13 protein-coding genes are annotated in these 14,680 nt (G+C 60.7%); 6 read left to right on the top strand and 7 right to left on the bottom strand.

The window, feature by feature from the left end; translation table 11 throughout:
* The 4 genes from F3J19_RS24195 (at position 1) to F3J19_RS24180 (ending at position 6,440) form a co-directional block, all read left to right on the top strand.
* Complete coding sequence (locus F3J19_RS24195; protein ID WP_167047149.1) at positions 1-996, top strand: 2-dehydropantoate 2-reductase; 996 nt, start codon at positions 1-3, stop codon at positions 994-996.
* 23 nt (positions 997-1,019) lie between these two features.
* Positions 1,020-2,180 carry a CoA transferase gene (locus F3J19_RS24190; protein WP_167047146.1) on the top strand — a complete coding sequence of 387 codons (1,161 nt, stop codon included), beginning with the start codon at positions 1,020-1,022 and terminating at the stop codon, positions 2,178-2,180.
* Positions 2,177-3,433 (top strand): MFS transporter, encoded by a 1,257-nt coding sequence (locus F3J19_RS24185; protein ID WP_167047143.1) that lies wholly within the window; start codon positions 2,177-2,179, stop codon positions 3,431-3,433. Before F3J19_RS24190 ends, F3J19_RS24185 begins: the two co-directional genes overlap by 4 nt.
* Positions 3,434-4,985: 1,552 nt before the next feature.
* On the top strand, positions 4,986-6,440 hold the full coding sequence (locus F3J19_RS24180; RefSeq protein WP_167047140.1) for a DUF2252 domain-containing protein: 1,455 nt from the start codon (positions 4,986-4,988) through the stop codon (positions 6,438-6,440).
* Between the two features lie 55 nt (positions 6,441-6,495).
* Here F3J19_RS24180 and F3J19_RS24175 read toward each other — a convergent pair whose 3' ends face one another.
* The 4 genes from F3J19_RS24175 to F3J19_RS24160 form a co-directional block, all read right to left on the bottom strand.
* Complete coding sequence (locus tag F3J19_RS24175; protein ID WP_167047137.1) at positions 6,496-7,626, bottom strand: amidohydrolase family protein; 1,131 nt, start codon at positions 7,624-7,626, stop codon at positions 6,496-6,498.
* Between the two features lie 2 nt (positions 7,627-7,628).
* The gene (locus tag F3J19_RS24170; protein ID WP_167047134.1) at positions 7,629-8,936 is read right to left on the bottom strand and encodes an MFS transporter; all 1,308 of its coding nucleotides are present in this window, start codon (positions 8,934-8,936) and stop codon (positions 7,629-7,631) included.
* 84 nt (positions 8,937-9,020) lie between these two features.
* On the bottom strand, positions 9,021-10,295 hold the full coding sequence (locus tag F3J19_RS24165; RefSeq protein ID WP_167047131.1) for a CaiB/BaiF CoA-transferase family protein: 1,275 nt from the start codon (positions 10,293-10,295) through the stop codon (positions 9,021-9,023).
* Positions 10,292-11,275: a hydroxymethylglutaryl-CoA lyase gene (locus F3J19_RS24160; RefSeq protein ID WP_167047128.1), complete on the bottom strand. Its 984-nt coding sequence runs from the start codon at positions 11,273-11,275 to the stop codon at positions 10,292-10,294. The genes F3J19_RS24165 and F3J19_RS24160 overlap by 4 nt, the downstream gene beginning before the upstream one ends.
* A gap of 180 nt (positions 11,276-11,455) precedes the next feature.
* Here F3J19_RS24160 and F3J19_RS24155 point away from each other — a divergent pair, with 180 nt between their 5' ends.
* Positions 11,456-12,277, top strand: coding sequence for an IclR family transcriptional regulator (locus F3J19_RS24155; protein ID WP_167047125.1), 822 nt, complete (start codon positions 11,456-11,458; stop codon positions 12,275-12,277).
* A gap of 53 nt (positions 12,278-12,330) precedes the next feature.
* Here F3J19_RS24155 and F3J19_RS24150 read toward each other — a convergent pair whose 3' ends face one another.
* Positions 12,331-13,056: a hypothetical protein gene (locus F3J19_RS24150; RefSeq protein ID WP_167047122.1), complete on the bottom strand. Its 726-nt coding sequence runs from the start codon at positions 13,054-13,056 to the stop codon at positions 12,331-12,333.
* Between F3J19_RS24150 and F3J19_RS24145 the strand changes: the two genes are divergently transcribed.
* Positions 13,050-13,205 (top strand): hypothetical protein, encoded by a 156-nt coding sequence (locus tag F3J19_RS24145; RefSeq protein ID WP_167047119.1) that lies wholly within the window; start codon positions 13,050-13,052, stop codon positions 13,203-13,205. The genes F3J19_RS24150 and F3J19_RS24145 overlap by 7 nt on opposite strands.
* Before the next feature lie 157 nt (positions 13,206-13,362).
* Here F3J19_RS24145 and F3J19_RS24140 read toward each other — a convergent pair whose 3' ends face one another.
* Both F3J19_RS24140 and F3J19_RS24135 read right to left on the bottom strand, forming a co-directional pair.
* Positions 13,363-14,013, bottom strand: coding sequence for a LysE family translocator (locus F3J19_RS24140; protein ID WP_167047116.1), 651 nt, complete (start codon positions 14,011-14,013; stop codon positions 13,363-13,365).
* 267 nt (positions 14,014-14,280) lie between these two features.
* Positions 14,281-14,517, bottom strand: a complete 237-nt coding sequence (locus tag F3J19_RS24135; RefSeq protein ID WP_167047113.1) for a hypothetical protein — start codon at positions 14,515-14,517, stop codon at positions 14,281-14,283.
* Between the last annotated feature and the right edge of the window lie 163 nt (positions 14,518-14,680).

Genomic DNA, 14,680 nt, shown 5'->3' with positions numbered 1-14,680 from the left:
ATGACGCAAAAGATCAGGATTGCCATGGTCGGCGCTGGCGCAATAGGCGGGTATATCGCAGGGCATCTGGCGCGCGTGGCGCGCGCCGAGGTGAGTGTCGTCGCGCGCGGGCGCACGCTTGCCGCGCTGCATGCGGCCGGCCTGCATATCACCACGCCGCGCGAGACGTTCTCCGTCGCGGTCAATGCAGTTGACGACCCGCGCGAGCTAGGTCCGCAAGACTATATTTTTCTTACGCTGAAGGCACACCAGGTCGATAGCGTGCTCGACACGATCGCGCCGCTGATTGGCGCGAGAACGACTGTGCTTCCGCCGACCACTGGCATTCCGTACTACTTCTTCTACGGTCAGCAAGGCGCTGTTGCCGACAGCCGGCTGACGCTTCTCGATCCGGATGATCGTCATTGGCGCGCCATGCCCCCGGCACAGGCACTGGGTGTCGCTTACTGGATCGGTGCGCACTCGCCCGAGCCGGGTCACGTCGTACAGGATGGCGAGCGGGCTGCCTGTCCCGTCGGCGAAATCGACGGTTCCAGAAGTGAGCGCGTCGTGTGCCTGAGCGAACTTCTGAGCGATGCCGGTATTTACGCGCCGGTGCGCGAGAATATCCGCGGCGATATCTGGGTCAAGTTCGTCAACAGCCTGTGCTGGAATCCGGTGGCCGTGCTCACGCTTGCGCGCCTCGGCGAAATGACAGAGGCACGAGGCGTGTTGCCGGTCGTCAAGGCCATGATGGAAGAGGCCGATGCAATTGGCCGGCAACTCGGCGTCGATATCCCGCAGGTACCGGACAAGCGCATTGCCGTCACACTGGGCGCTCGCGCACACAAGATGTCGATGCTGCAGGATCTCGAGCACGGCCGTCCGCTCGAACTCGACGTGCTGACGCGCTCCATCGACGCACTGCGCACGCTTGCCGCCATACCCACTCCCACCGTCGACACGGTTCTTGCACTCGCGCAACTGCGAGCCCGCAGTGTAAGTCATCCTATATAACGGTATTCCTGAGAGTTCAAAGCATGTCAATGCACACCACGCCTGAAACGTCCGCGTCAGCCAACGAGGCCTTTATTCGCCCGCTGGCCGGCATCAGAATCGTCGAAGCGGCCAGCTATCTGGCCGGACCGTTCGCCGCGCAGATGCTCTCCGATCTGGGCGCTGATGTGATCAAGGTCGAACCGCCCGGCGGCGATCCCTATCGTAACTTCGGCTTGAGCCGTCATGGCGTGGGCGTCGTGTGGGGAAATGCTAATCGCGGCAAGCAGGGGGTCGTACTGGACCTGAAGACACCGCAAGGTCTCGAATCATTCAAACAGTTGCTGAGCGGGGCGGATATTTACATCGACAATCTGCGCCCGCATGTCGCCGAAAAACTGGGTGTCGGCAAGGAAACGGTCGAGGCGCTCAATGCATCGCTGATTCGCCTTTCGATCACGGGCTATGGACCTGACGGCGATGCTGCGCGAGAGCCGGTTTTCGATGCGCTGGTGCAAGGAAGAACCGGTCTGATCGCGTACGAGGCTGCAGGCGGTGTGCCGAAAGCTACCAATAGTTTCATGGTCGACAAGCTTTCCGCGAGCTTCGTCTGTCAATTGGCGCTGGCTGGGCTGCTGGCGCGCAATCGTAATGGCAAAGGCGTGCATATTCAGACTTCGATGCTCGACATGGTCTCGTACTTCAATTTCCCGGACATGTTCCAGCATCGCACGTATCTGAATGACGATTCGTCATGGCGGGCACCGCCGCAACCCGTCGTCGCGACGCAGGACGGCCACATCGTGCTATCGCCGGTGTCGGGAAAACAACTGGCGAAGACGCTCGAAGCGATCGGCCACCCGGAGTGGAAAGACGAGCTACGCGGCATTGCCGACAAGGCCGAAATGACGAGTACGTTCTTTCAGCGTATTGCAGTGCCGCTCAAGGAGCGTACCAGCCGTGAGTGGCTCGAGAAATTCCGTGAACTCGAGGTGCCATGCGGTCCTGTCAACGACCCGGATCAGCACCTCGACGACCCGCAAGTGCTTCACAACCGGCTGTATTCAACGCTCGATACGCCGTTCGGCCCGGTCCGTTCGGTGCGCTATCCTGGTGTGTTCGACGGCAACCTGCTCACTGCCCGTTTTTCCGCTCCTGCACTAGGCGAGCACGACGTTACCGTACTGCGGGAAACCGACCAATGAGTTCGCTTTCCGGGTGGCGTCGCAGCGTGCGCTCCGGTGGTTCGGTGCGTGCGGGCGCAGTGGTCGCCGGTGCTGGCCTGAATATGCTGGTCAATACAGGGCCAGTGCTGTTGTTCAGCTTTGGCGTGTTCGTCAAGCCGATCATTGCTGATACCGGCTGGTCGCGCACGACCATCAGCTCTGCAGTGCTGTATGGCCAGATTCTGCTGGCACTGTGTGGGCCGCTGACGGGGCTTGCGGTCGATCGCTTCGGCTCTCGGTACGTCGCGCGATTCGCGGGGCCATTGTTGGGTCTGGGGGTGGCGATGATTGGCCTGCTATCGAGCAGTGCGAACAGCTTCGTGCTGTTCTTTGCGCTGAGTTTTCTACTCGGCGCGGCGCAGGTACCGGTTACCTATGTGAAGGCGGTGGCCGGTTGGTACGACAAACATCTGGGATTCGCTTTGGGGCTTGCGTTGATGCTAAGCGGGCTCGGCGTGGCATTGTTGCCGCCATTGTCGGCGGCGCTGATCGATTCAGTCGGCTGGCGCGCTGCCTATCTTTGTCTGGGTGTGTTCGTATGGCTAGTCAGCGTGCCGTCCGTGCATTGGTTGCTGCATGAACCGCCGCGGGGCGGCAGCATAGTCGTGCCGGTCTCGCGCGAGGCTACCGGGAACAAATCTACCGGTCTCTCACTGAGTGCAGCTTTACTGACGCGTGCGTTCTGGCTGATGGCACTCAGTTTCTTCCTGATTTCGGTGGTGGTCGGCGCAGGCACATGGGTGTTGCCAATCGTGCTATCAGACTATGGACTGAAGGCTCAACAAGGCGCGTTGGTGATGACGGTTGTCGGCATCGCGATGATGGTCGGTCGGGTTGGCTGCGGCGCGCTGCTCGACCGGTTTTTTGCGCCGTGGATTACCGCCGCTGTGTTTGTCGGCACCGCGATCGGCTATGTTTGCCTGTCCGCGGGGATATCAGTAGTAACAGTACCTGTTGCTGCGATCCTGATCGGCTTTACGCTGGGGTCGGAAATCGACGCGCTTGCTTATATGACGTCACGCGTGTTTGGTCGTCGGCACCTGGGTGCCATTTACGGTTCGCTGATGTTCTGCTTCAGCATTGGACTTGGATGCGGCCCCGCGCTGTTCGCGCAGATATTTTCTCGTACTGGCAGCTATCAGATTGCGTTTCAGGCTGCTGTTGCGGCAGCTGTGGTTGCTGCGTTGGCGGTTTTCGGTTTGCGGCGAAGCGACCTGCGTTTTCATGCTTGAATCGCTTCACTGTGTTCAATTCATTCATCTTCCAGGTAATTTCGCATCTACGAAATCTGGTTCGTCAATGAACGGTGTTCACGAGGTGACAGAAAGAGCGTTGATACGGGGGCTGCGGCTTCCTGTCTAGTAGGGGGGCGAATAAGAGCCAAAAATAGGGGCACTACCCACTGACAGCAGAATTGAATTTTCACAATGTGGGGCGATGCTGGGCAGAAAAGAGTGGGGGTGAAAGTAGGGGTGACCTTTGATTCCAGAATCGGGAGTCAAACCGGGTATGGGCCTGCGGGCAGGGTAAAGATGCCTCCGTCTCCGCCCAACAAGCGTGCCAACATCAGCTGTGGTTCGTTGTTTGTAGCGGACATGCACTGTGCGCCAGCAAGATCAGGAACGGTTCAGCGTGAGCTTGGACTCGCGAGGCAACATAGCGAAGCGTGTGTCTAATACATGCCAGCGAGCATGACCGACAGCGTTTGAAAAAATGGGGGACGTGACGGTATTAATGACGGTATCGTCGACCTCAACTTCTCTTTTTGGGCGATGACCTCGACGATTTGGTCGAGGGACGCGGGTGACTATCCAGAGCCGGTTGCCGAAAGCCGTCAAGTGCCGACCTGTAGTGTCGGTATCGGTGACGGTATTACCGTGACTCAAACGCTTGGTAGCTCCGTCTCCACAAGGCTTTCAGCTTTCGATTGACAATCGAGTGGGTGTTGGGTCCTGATCGAAGGCGTTCTAGTTCTATTGGGTGACTGCTTGTCGGCATGCGAGGGCCAGTCCAGCACGTTTTGCTTCTTTGTTGCAGAAATGCGACACTAATATGCTAGGAAGTTGCGAGGGAACTCGGCGTAGGTTCTGGCGTAGGTTTGCAGGCGGAGGTCCATCAGGAAAGGCCTCTTCACTACTTCGAGGAGAACGAGTAGTTTAGGGTTGCATAGCGATGGCCCGCTTTGATTTACCTGCGCCGGGGAGCGACAACCTTTCACGCATCGCCACGACACCATCCACCCGGAAGGGTGATCTGCCAGCCAGGCAGTTTGCGCGTATGGCAGTCGATCGCCAGGGCCAGCGTCGCTCAACCGTCACGGCTATTTACATAGGAGCAGAGGAGTACGGGCTTTGTCCGCATTGGTATGCTTCTGTCTCGGCCCGACTTCGGGTGTAACGGTTGTCGGAACTCCAGTACATATGCGTCGTCACCGACAGCCGCCATTCGATCTTTGAACGATCGGCAAGGCTCAATCCATCACTTTGAAAATGAATATGGCCTGTCAGTATCGCTGACGGCATCTGCGTGACCGCATTGAGCGGAAACGCCGTCTCCAGGATGGTTCGGGAGACTAACAGCAGAATTGACTTCCTAACAGTATGGAATAATGCCGTGGCAGGCAGGAATCAGGGAGGCCTTCGATCCTGGAGCCAGGCGTCAAACCCGGCATAGACCTGCGGGCAGAATAAAGATGCCTTCGTCCCCGCCGGGCGCCAGGCCGGAATGAAGCTAAGCGCAATGGCGAACATCCGCCTCCGTCTCTAACAGAACGAGGAGTGACGCATGCCCGATTCAAGCGACGCAAAGCGCACCAAAGCGGCCACGCCCGCCGCCGACCCAGGCACACTCGCGACACAGGAAGATCCGTCCATGCTGTTTGCGGGGCGCGGCGCATCCGCCAGGCGCGTCGAGGCGGGCAAGGCGGCGCGCAGCAAGGTGCCGCGCGAGAAGCTTGCGGAATGCAAGGTGACGGATCGCGATCCCATCGCGCTGCTCGACGCGTCCAACGCCGGCCGCGTGACCGAGCTGATACCGATCCGCTACGGGCGGATGGTCGCGAATCCGTTCGCGTTCTATCGCGGTGCCGCGCCGTTGATGGCGCACGATCTGTCGAAGCTGCCGCATTCGGATGTGATCGTGCAATTGGGCGGCGACGCGCATCTCGCCAACTTCGGCTTGTTTGCCAGCCCGGAGCGGCGCATTCTCTTCGGCCCCAACGACTTCGACGAAACGCTGCCGGGTCCGTTCGACTGGGACGTGCGCCGGCTGGCCACCTCATTCGTGATTGCCGCACGCGAACGCGGTTTCGCGCAGCGTGACCAGCGCGGTGTGGTGCGCCGGCTATGCGAGACCTTCCGGCAGCAGATCGCCGAATTCAGCCGGATGGACACGCTCGATATCTGGTATGCCCAGTTCAACTCGGACAACATGCTGGCCATTGCCGATTCGGCGCAGGAGCGGCAGAAAGAGCAGGCCGTTATCGACAAGGCGAAGCAGCAGTCATCGCGTTCCGTGGTGAATCATGCAACCGAGCTCGTGAACGGCAAGCTGCGCATCAAGGATCAGCCGCCGCTCGTGTATCACGTGCCGTTTGAAAGCCCGCACGAGAACAAGCAGTACGACGCGATGGTGCGGCGCTTCTTCGCCGACTACCGGCTGACGCTTCCCGACGACCGCCGCACGCTGTTCGATCGCTATGAACTGGTGGATGTCGCGATTCGAGTGGTCGGCATCGGGTCCGTGGGAACGCGTTGCTACGAAGCGCTATTCATGGCCGACGGACAATGCCCGCTGTTCCTGCAACTCAAGGAAGCGCGGGCTTCCGTGCTGGAGGGCTATCTGCCGCCGAGCCGTTATCCCAATCACGGTCAGCGCGTGGTGAACGGGCAGCGCCTGCTGCAGTCGGCCAGCGACATCTTTCTTGGCTGGTCGAAGATGCGTCACACAGGCAACGACTTCTACGTGCGGCAATTGCGCGACATGAAGGGCGCATTCGACTTTACGACTTTCGATGTCGAAGATCTCGGCGAGTATGCGGTGTCCTGTGCCCACGCGCTGGCTCATTCGATGGCGAAAGCGGGGGACCCCGCGTTGCTCAGCGGATATGTCGGCAAGTCGGATGCATTCGACGAAGCGATCGTGCAATTCGCGCTCGCTTACGCGGACCAGAATGAAGCCGACTGGACGGTTTTGAAATCGGCCGTCAAGGCGGGACGCATTCAGGTCATTCGGGAATGAACGGGTCATCCCCGGCGCTGTCGTTTGCTCCATCGGCCAACGACAGCGCAGAAGATTACGCGAGACGGTAGACCTTCGACACCGTGCCCCGGAACAGGGCTTCCCGATCCTGCGCACTCGCCTGCGCGGTCAGGCGTTTAAATGCATTCCAGCCGTTGCTATAAGGATACGAGCCTTTATCGACGGGGAAATTGCTTTCGAACATGCACCGGTCCACGCCGAAAGCCTCGATGCATGTATGCATCCACGGTTTCCACGTTTCGGCGAGTTGACTCGACGAAGGCGGCCGCTCGCCTTTCTCGAAGTCAAACCCGTTGATGCGCATGCCGAGGCCACCGAGCTTCACATACACGTTGGGCAACTGCGCTAGTTCGCGCATCGAACGCGACCATGCCTCGAACACTTCCTTGTGTTTGTCCGCGTAGCTGGCGATTCTCACGACACCGCCGCAATGGTTGATGATGAACGGAATGTCGGGATAAGCCTTCGCCAGATCGAATAGTTCGGGTAACTGAGGAAAGAAGAGCCACGCATCGCAGGAAAGACCCAGTGCGCCGAGTTGCGCCACGCCCGCGCGATAGGCCGGATCGAGCAGCAGTCCGCGCGGCGAGGCCGACAACGGATTCACGAGCGTCGCGTCCGCATCCCACGTCGCGAGGTGCCGCACGCCCCGCAAGCGGCCGTCGCCGGCCTGAAGCTCCGCTTCGAGAACCTCGCGCACCGCCGCGCCGCGGCGCAGGTCCGCATAGCCCACGATACCTTTTGCGACCTGCGGCTTGCTCTTCTGCAACGGTGACGTTACCTGAGCCACGTATTCGATTTCTCCAACCGGGCGCAACGGTTCCGGGCCCGATTGCCGATAACGCGTGAGTGCCTGCATGTACACCGACGCGGTGATGTTGTGGCCCGATCTCGCGTCCTCGAGATAGTCGTCGAGCAGGTACGTCCATCCCGGCCGCTCGTAGAAGTGATGATGCGCGTCGATGATCGGCAGGTCCGGTTCGAGCGCGGCTTCGGTGCCCGAGGCGAGCCATGCCGCGCGAACGGGAAGGTAGTTGCTGGTCGTGTTCATGCCGTGCGTTTCCTCTTTTGCGAATCCGTGCCGCGCGGTGACGGCGGGGATCATGATCGATGCGGCCGCCATCCCGAGGAGCCGGCGCCGTCGTGGCGAACGAAGCTGGGTCATCTTCACTTTTCCGTGCTGAAGGCATACAGCGAGAGGGTCAGCAAGGTCGTGACGAACAGCACGATCGACAGACCGATCATGCCGGCCGTGAACGTGCCGAAGCTGTCCTTGAGATAACCCACGAGATACGGTCCCGCAAACCCGCCCAGCGCGCCGATCGAATTGATCAGCGCAAGGCCGCCGGCGGCCGCCTGCCCCGAAAGGAACCTGGCCGGCAACGTATAGAAAATCGTGCGGCCCGCGATCGTACCGATGAGCGCCAGCGTGATACCCGTCATGGCGGGCACCAGGTGATGGAAGTGGGTCGATACGCCGAGCGCCACGGCCCCGATCAGAAGACCCACCGCCAGATTCGCGACGGGGCCGCCGCGGCGGTCGACGCGCCTCGCCCACCAGAGCAGCGCAATGGTGGCAAAGAAGTACGGTATCGCCGAAACCCAGCCGGTCTGCGTCACGCTCATGCCGTGCGCCTTGAGCATCTGCGGCAGCCAGATGCCGATGCCGTAGGAGCCCATCGTGAAGCCGAACGAGATCATCGCGAGAATGTACGTGCGCACATCCTTCAACGCGGCGGAGAAATCCTTCTTCTTCTGGCTGGCCGAGCCCTCGCGGTCGAAGGCGCTCTGCAGCGCCTGCCGTTCTTCCGGCGACAGCCACGCGGCATCGGCCGGCCTGTTCACGAGCATCTTCAGCACGAGGAAGCCGAGTAGGCATGCGGGCAGTCCTTGCGCAATGAACATCCATCTCCAGCCAGCGAGCCCGAGGAAGCCGTCCATATTGAGCAGCCAGGCGGAGAGAGGCGCACCGACGAACGATGAAAGCGGCGTGGAGACGGTGAACCACGCGAGCACACGCGTGCGATAACTCGCGGGAAACCAGATGGCCAGAAAGAAGATAACGCCGGGGAAAAAGCCGGCTTCGCCGATACCCAGCAGGAGCCGGACTGCGTAAAAGCTCTTCGGCCCCACCGCAAGCGCCGTGGCCGCCGCAAAAAAGCCCCACGTAATCATGATGCGCGCCAGCCAGCGCCGCGCGCCGAAGCGATACAGCGCGAGATTGCTTGGCACTTCGAAGATACAGTAGCCCGCGAACATGATGCCGGCACCCCAGCCGAACTGCGTGGCGCTCAGGCCGAGGTCGTGGTTCATGGTCAGCGCGGCGAAGCCCACGCTGGTGCGATCCAGGTAATTGAAGAAATAGGCGAGCGCGAGAAGCGGGATAAAGCGCCACGCGGCCTTTTTCACGGCCTGCTGCTCGAGCGCGGAATCGGCAAGGCTGTCGGCCGCTATAGTCGAGGAAAGGGATGTCATCTATCGTCTCCTGTCGAATCACTGGCCGAGTCGAGCCATGCCGCTTACGCGCGGCACCGTGATTCTCCGTGTGCTGTTCGGGTATCAGGCGCTGGCGGCTTCGTTCGCCGATGGCCTCGTCGTATCGCCGGGCTGCGGGTCCTGACACCTGACGACGCCCGCTTCGGTCAACTGTCTGAGATCTTCCGGCGTGTAGCCGAGCTGCATGAGAAGCGCCCGCGTGTCCTGACCGAGTGAAGGCGGCGCGGCACGCAGTTGCAACCGGTCCCCGCCGAGCGTCAAAGGCAGCAGCGCGGTTTTCGTGGCGACGGCCTGGCCGGCACCGCTGGCGTCGGCCGGCAACGTCACGTCGGCGAGCCCGCCCGTGGCGAGCAGGTGAGGGTCGTCGAACAGATCCTGAGGCTTCGTAATCGGCGCATACGGCAACCCGTTGCGTTCGAAGATCGCGCTGATCTCGGCCGCGGTGAAGGCTTCCATATGCTTGCGAAGCTGCGGCATCAACCAGTCGCGCGCCTGCACCCGTTGATTGTTGGTCGCGATGCGCGCGTCCGCCTTCAGGTCCGCGAGGCCGAACGCGTCGCAGAAGATCGCCCATTGCGTGTCGGACACGACCGCGAGAAAGATCTGTTCGCCGTCCCTGACCGAAAACACGTCGTAGATGCCCCATGCGGAGATGCGGCTCGGCATCGGCGCGGCGGCTTTTCCGGTCACGGCGAACTGCATCATGTGCTGTGCGACGAGAAACACGTTGTTCTCGAATAGTGCGCTTTGAACTTCCTGGCCCAGCCCGGTGCGCTCGCGTTGAGCGAGCGCCGCCATCGCGCCGATCGCGCCGAACATGCCGCCCATGATGTCGTTGACGCTCGTGCCGGCCCGCAACGGACGGTCTTCCGGTCCTGTCATGTAGGCGAGGCCGCCCATCATCTGCACGACCTCGTCGAGCGCGGTACGGTGATCGTACGGACCGGGCAGGAATCCCTTATGCGATACGTAGACGAGACGCGGATTGAGCCGCGAAAGCGCGGCATAGCCGAGGCCGAGCTTGTCCATCGTGCCGCTTTTGAAGTTCTCGCTGAACACGTCAGCACCGCCAAGCAGCTTGTGCAGAATTTCGAGCCCGCGTGCATCTTTCACGTCGACGGCGATGCTCTTCTTGTTCCGGTTGAAGGTACCGAAGAAACCGGCTCCGGAGCCGCGCAGTACGCGCGTACTGTCGCCCGCTATCGGTTCGACCTTGATGACTTCCGCGCCCAGGTCGGCGAGTACCATGCCGCACGTCGGTCCCATCACCATATGCGTCATCTCGACGACGCGTACGCCGCTATACGGCAGCGCCTGATTCGCTTGCACCTCGCTCATTGCGCCACTCCCAGCAGGCAGCCTTCCGGTTGCGGCGCGCTCGGTACGCGCCCGTCTGAATAGGTAAAACCTTTTGGCAGCCCGGCGTCCTGCACGTGCCCGTACAACGCTTCTCCCGGCAACGCTTCGGCCAGAATCGCGCGCGCGGCGACGAGTTGGTCGATGTCGACGCCCGTGTCGTAGCCCATGGCTTCCAGCAGGAACGCCAGGTCTTCCGTGACGATGTTGCCGGTGGCGCCCGGTGCATACGGGCAGCCGCCAAGGCCGGCCTGACTCGAATCGATCGTCGTCACGCCGACATCGAGCGCGGCAACCACATTGGCCAGTCCCTGGCCGCGCGTGTTGTGGAAGTGCGCGCCGCCCGCCTTGCCGCCGAATTCGGATTGCAGCCGGCGGAACAGACGGCGAACCTGCGCCGGGTTGGCGTAGCCACTGGTGTCGGACAGGCCGATCTCGTCCACGCCGCATTCGGCCATCGCGGCGCACATGCGCATCGTCTCGTCGTCGGTGACCGTGCCGGCGATCGTGCAGCCGAATGCGACCGACACCCCCGCTTCGATCTGCACGCCGGGAAACCGCTCGTTACGCAATGCAACGATGCTGCGGACCTCTTCGATCATCTGCGCCGTCGTCTTGCGGATATTGGCCATCGAATGCTCGTTGGTCACCGAGACGGGCAGCGTCACCTTGTGCACGCCGGCTTCGAAGGCGCTCTGGGCGCCGCGCAGATTCGGCGCGAGGACCGCGACGTGCAAGCCCGGAATCGACAGCGCATGCGCCACGACCTCGCGGATGTCGGCCATTTGCGGCAGCAGCTTCGGCGGCACGAACGAGCCCACCTCGATCTCCTTGAGTCCGCCGGCGGCCAGCGCGGAGATCCAGCGCAGCTTGGCCGCTGTCGGCATGACGCTTTTGATGCTTTGCAGGCCATCGCGCGGCCCGACTTCGCTGATCAACACCTTGGGGTTGGACGTACTCATCACTGGCTCCTAAGTTCTTACTAAGTTCTATTGGATAGACCTATGTTCTGTTTGAAAGAACTATAGGCGTGCATAGGAGGCCGGTTAAGAGGGGTAAACCCCAGAATTTCTAAAATAATAGAACTTGAGTTCTGTTGAGTAGAACTGTAAAGTCGGGGTGACGATCAAGGAGGAGAACACATGTCTAACAATGCGCTTGCGCCGACGGAGCCGTCGGCCGATGCGTCGGAAACGTCGAGTGGCGTTGCGGTCCTGGATCGCGCATTCGCGATTCTCAACGCCTTTGGACCGACCGATGACCGCCTGACGCTCACCGAACTTTCGCGCCGAACCGGCTTGTACAAGAGCACGGTTTTGCGGCTGCTCGGGGCTTTGGAGCATGGCGGATTCATCCGGAAGCTGAATGACGGGCAGTACGCGATCGGCCATCAGCCGTTGCGTCTCGCCACGCTGTATCAGCGGTCATTTCAGGTCGGTCCGGTGGTCGAGCCGATACTTCAGCAGTTGAGTCGGGAGCAGGGCGAGACGGCCTCTTTTTACGTGCGGCAGGGCGATCAGCGGCTGGTGCTCTACCGGGTGGAGCCGTCGAGAAGTGTCCGGGTCGCGATACGCGTCGGCGAGGAGTTTGCGATCGACAGGGGCGCCTCCGGCAAGGTGCTGCTCGCGTTCACCGAATTATTGGACCCGCGCTGGGATGAGGTGCGCGAACGGCTTTGGGCCGTCTCGTACGGCGAACGCGATCCTGAAACGGCCTCGGCCTCGGTGCCGGTGTTCGATTCGACGGGGCAACTGGTGGGGGCGCTGACGTTATCCGGACCTAAAGGCCGATTCGATGTCCCGGCCGTCATGAACGTTGCGTTGGTGGCTTTGCTCGACAGTGCGAAGCGAGCGACAACGGCTCTCGGCGGCAGGGGTGCGCGATACGATGCGAGCATCGCCAGGTTTGCTCATGAGGACGCTGTCGACGGCATGAGACGACGAGATGCGGATGCCGGTGGTTAGCTGCGGTTGAACTGCCGATGGGCTGTGTGGCGGGGGCTATCGTTGCAGGACTGTTATGCCCTGAGCCAGCCTATCAAGTTCGAAAGCATCGAGGTGTCTTTCACGCCTTCGCAATAGACCTGCCCGTACGGATACTTTGAAGTCGGGGGATGGGTGATTTCCGTCACTTTATAGCCGCGTGCTTCCAGAGCAGCGCGAGCCTGTGCCCGGTAACTTCCGTCACCGTTGTAAAAGATGACTTTCCCTGACTTGTTCAGCAGCGTGTCCGCGCCTTCAATCCAGCCGTCGATCTCGGTCTGGCTGAATCGATCGCGGGGGCCGCGATTGAGGTACTCGAAAGCCACGGTGTCGAATCGACCCTTGCCATGTTCGTATAGCTCGCTGTTTTTATAGTCGGCAAAGTCGAGGGTCAGGTTGGCACCCGCGTCAGGGCTGATATCCACGGTGAAGTCGTTGTGATGGTCGCTCCGGTTTGTGCATGTTGTGCCCTGCATCGTGCCCATTGTGACTTGCTGCGGAGTCGTGCCGCAGCCAATGACGAGGTTCTTTGTTCGTTCATGACGAATCACAAGGTATTCGCGGATATTGAGCGGTGGTGGCGGGCTCCGCTTTCGCTCTGAACTTAGATTGGACAGGGCTGCCAGATCCCCAACGGCACTGGGGTGGGTCGGCGATCGCGGTTGCTGGAGGCGGCGAGATTCGGCTGGCTGGGTACCGCGTGCGTGCTCAGTGGGATTGAGAGGCGGCGACGCAGAGGTGGAACGATTGATCGATGGCATGGGCGATTCTCAGGGTTGCGGCGTATGCGATCGGTTATCGGCAAATAGCGTGGGAAACAGGGCCGTTGAAAGAAACGGCGAAATGGCGATGCAGCAAAGCAGGTTGGATCGCAGGTCAGTTGCCCCTCATGCGCCATGGCGTGATCTGATCATAATCAGCCAGCGTGCCGGTATGGGATCGCTTCGCGAAGCGATTGCGCAGATAGCGAAGGGTCGCCGCCAAAGCGGCACAGCAGGCCGGCCCGGCGATACAGCAGCATGCCGACGTTTCATGCTTCGGCAGCGGACCCACCCGGTGAGTCGTTCTCAGGCGACGAGCAACCGGGCAGCAAGCGCCGTTGCGGCTGGAACCGCCAGTTTCAACCCGAAGGCAGTCAAGGTACTGCCGGAAAGGAACTCGACGCGCCGACGCTGTTTCGCGTAGAAATTCGCCACTGACTTGACCGTGGCAACCAGTACGATATTGCAGCGGGTCAACACGCTGACGCAGGCCACGCCAACGACCAGAGCCACCGCCACGGAGAGCGGCGGTTTGACGGAAAGAGCCGTGAGAAACAGGGACGAAAAAAAGATGATGGCCTGTGCATTGAGCATGCCGGCAGTGAGGCCGATCCGGTAGGCATGCGAGGCGCTCAAGGCGACTGCACGCCTTTGTGCATCGGACGAGGGAGACGGTGTCCGGTTGCTCAGCATGAACCGCAATCCGCCCTGGATAAACCAGAGTCCGCCGAGCAGACTGATGCCTTTCACAAGGAAAATGCTCTGGCCTAAAAGGGTCGCGAGGCCGGCGGTAGCTGCTACCGCAAACAGGGTGTCGGCCGTCGCCAAACCCAGTGCGATGAACAAGCCCGAACGCTGACCATGATTCATGGCATTGCTAACTGTCAGGACGAAAGAGGCGCCGGGCGTCAGGACATTGAGCGCGAAAACGCCGAGCATGGCGAAGAAAGTCGTCAATTTCGTTTCCTTTGGCAGCTCACGTGCCGGGCAGGACGTGTCATGCCATTCGGCATGCATGCGGTTGGGTTGACAGGCGAACATACGTGTCGATCTGTTGCCGACAGGACACGACAACGTCAATGCCTTTCCTCGGTGTTCTTTTCTGGCTACTGACTACGACGGGCGAGGTGCGCCCTGTCGGGTAATCGGCAATGACTTGGGAGGCCCCGTGCCCGACGTCGGCGGAATATCGTGGTTCGATTCGCTGAGGATCGTGTCGTGCGCTTACCCGTTGCTACACAGTTCGGAGCTGGCGGTGCCGATACGTTCGTCGATTTCGCCTATCGCCGCGCGGATCCGCTTCACCCGTAAGGTCTGTGCGGGGATGAGTTCTACGGTTTGCATCGCCTCGACACGATTACGCCAATATGAAAGCGAAAGCGGAATAGAGTCCAAAACCGACAGTCGAACAATGACGTGTTCGAGATGTCGAATGTCCTGTTCGATCTGCTGGCAATTCATTATTTCCCCGATCCATACGAAACTGCCCGGCCTTCAATGGGCCGTTTGCCGTGTTGTTTTCGGTCTTCCCCGCTTTCCCCGAGGTCTCTCGCGCTTGTTCTGTTTCTCAATGGGTAGAACGGTACCGGACGGGCGGGTTCCGAGTAAATACTGCATATGCAGT

The sequence above is a fragment of the Burkholderia sp. Ax-1724 genome (assembly GCF_011752995.1).
Taxonomy (GTDB): domain Bacteria; phylum Pseudomonadota; class Gammaproteobacteria; order Burkholderiales; family Burkholderiaceae; genus Paraburkholderia.
This window is presented reverse-complemented; position numbering and strand designations above follow the sequence as displayed.

What these genes read in the sequence shown, in the direction of transcription:
- F3J19_RS24195 (WP_167047149.1), top strand. Translation starts at nt 1, where the DNA reads ATGACGCAAAAGATCAGGATTGCCATGGTCGGCGCTGGCGCAATAGGC.
- F3J19_RS24190 (WP_167047146.1), top strand. Translation starts at nt 1,020, where the DNA reads ATGTCAATGCACACCACGCCTGAAACGTCCGCGTCAGCCAACGAGGCC.
- F3J19_RS24185 (WP_167047143.1), top strand. Translation starts at nt 2,177, where the DNA reads ATGAGTTCGCTTTCCGGGTGGCGTCGCAGCGTGCGCTCCGGTGGTTCG.
- F3J19_RS24180 (WP_167047140.1), top strand. Translation starts at nt 4,986, where the DNA reads ATGCCCGATTCAAGCGACGCAAAGCGCACCAAAGCGGCCACGCCCGCC.
- F3J19_RS24175 (WP_167047137.1), bottom strand. Translation starts at nt 7,626, where the DNA reads ATGACCCAGCTTCGTTCGCCACGACGGCGCCGGCTCCTCGGGATGGCG.
- F3J19_RS24170 (WP_167047134.1), bottom strand. Translation starts at nt 8,936, where the DNA reads ATGACATCCCTTTCCTCGACTATAGCGGCCGACAGCCTTGCCGATTCC.
- F3J19_RS24165 (WP_167047131.1), bottom strand. Translation starts at nt 10,295, where the DNA reads ATGAGCGAGGTGCAAGCGAATCAGGCGCTGCCGTATAGCGGCGTACGC.
- F3J19_RS24160 (WP_167047128.1), bottom strand. Translation starts at nt 11,275, where the DNA reads ATGAGTACGTCCAACCCCAAGGTGTTGATCAGCGAAGTCGGGCCGCGC.
- F3J19_RS24155 (WP_167047125.1), top strand. Translation starts at nt 11,456, where the DNA reads ATGTCTAACAATGCGCTTGCGCCGACGGAGCCGTCGGCCGATGCGTCG.
- F3J19_RS24145 (WP_167047119.1), top strand. Translation starts at nt 13,050, where the DNA reads ATGGCATGGGCGATTCTCAGGGTTGCGGCGTATGCGATCGGTTATCGG.
- F3J19_RS24150 (WP_167047122.1), bottom strand. Translation starts at nt 13,056, where the DNA reads ATGCCATCGATCAATCGTTCCACCTCTGCGTCGCCGCCTCTCAATCCC.
- F3J19_RS24135 (WP_167047113.1), bottom strand. Translation starts at nt 14,517, where the DNA reads ATGAATTGCCAGCAGATCGAACAGGACATTCGACATCTCGAACACGTC.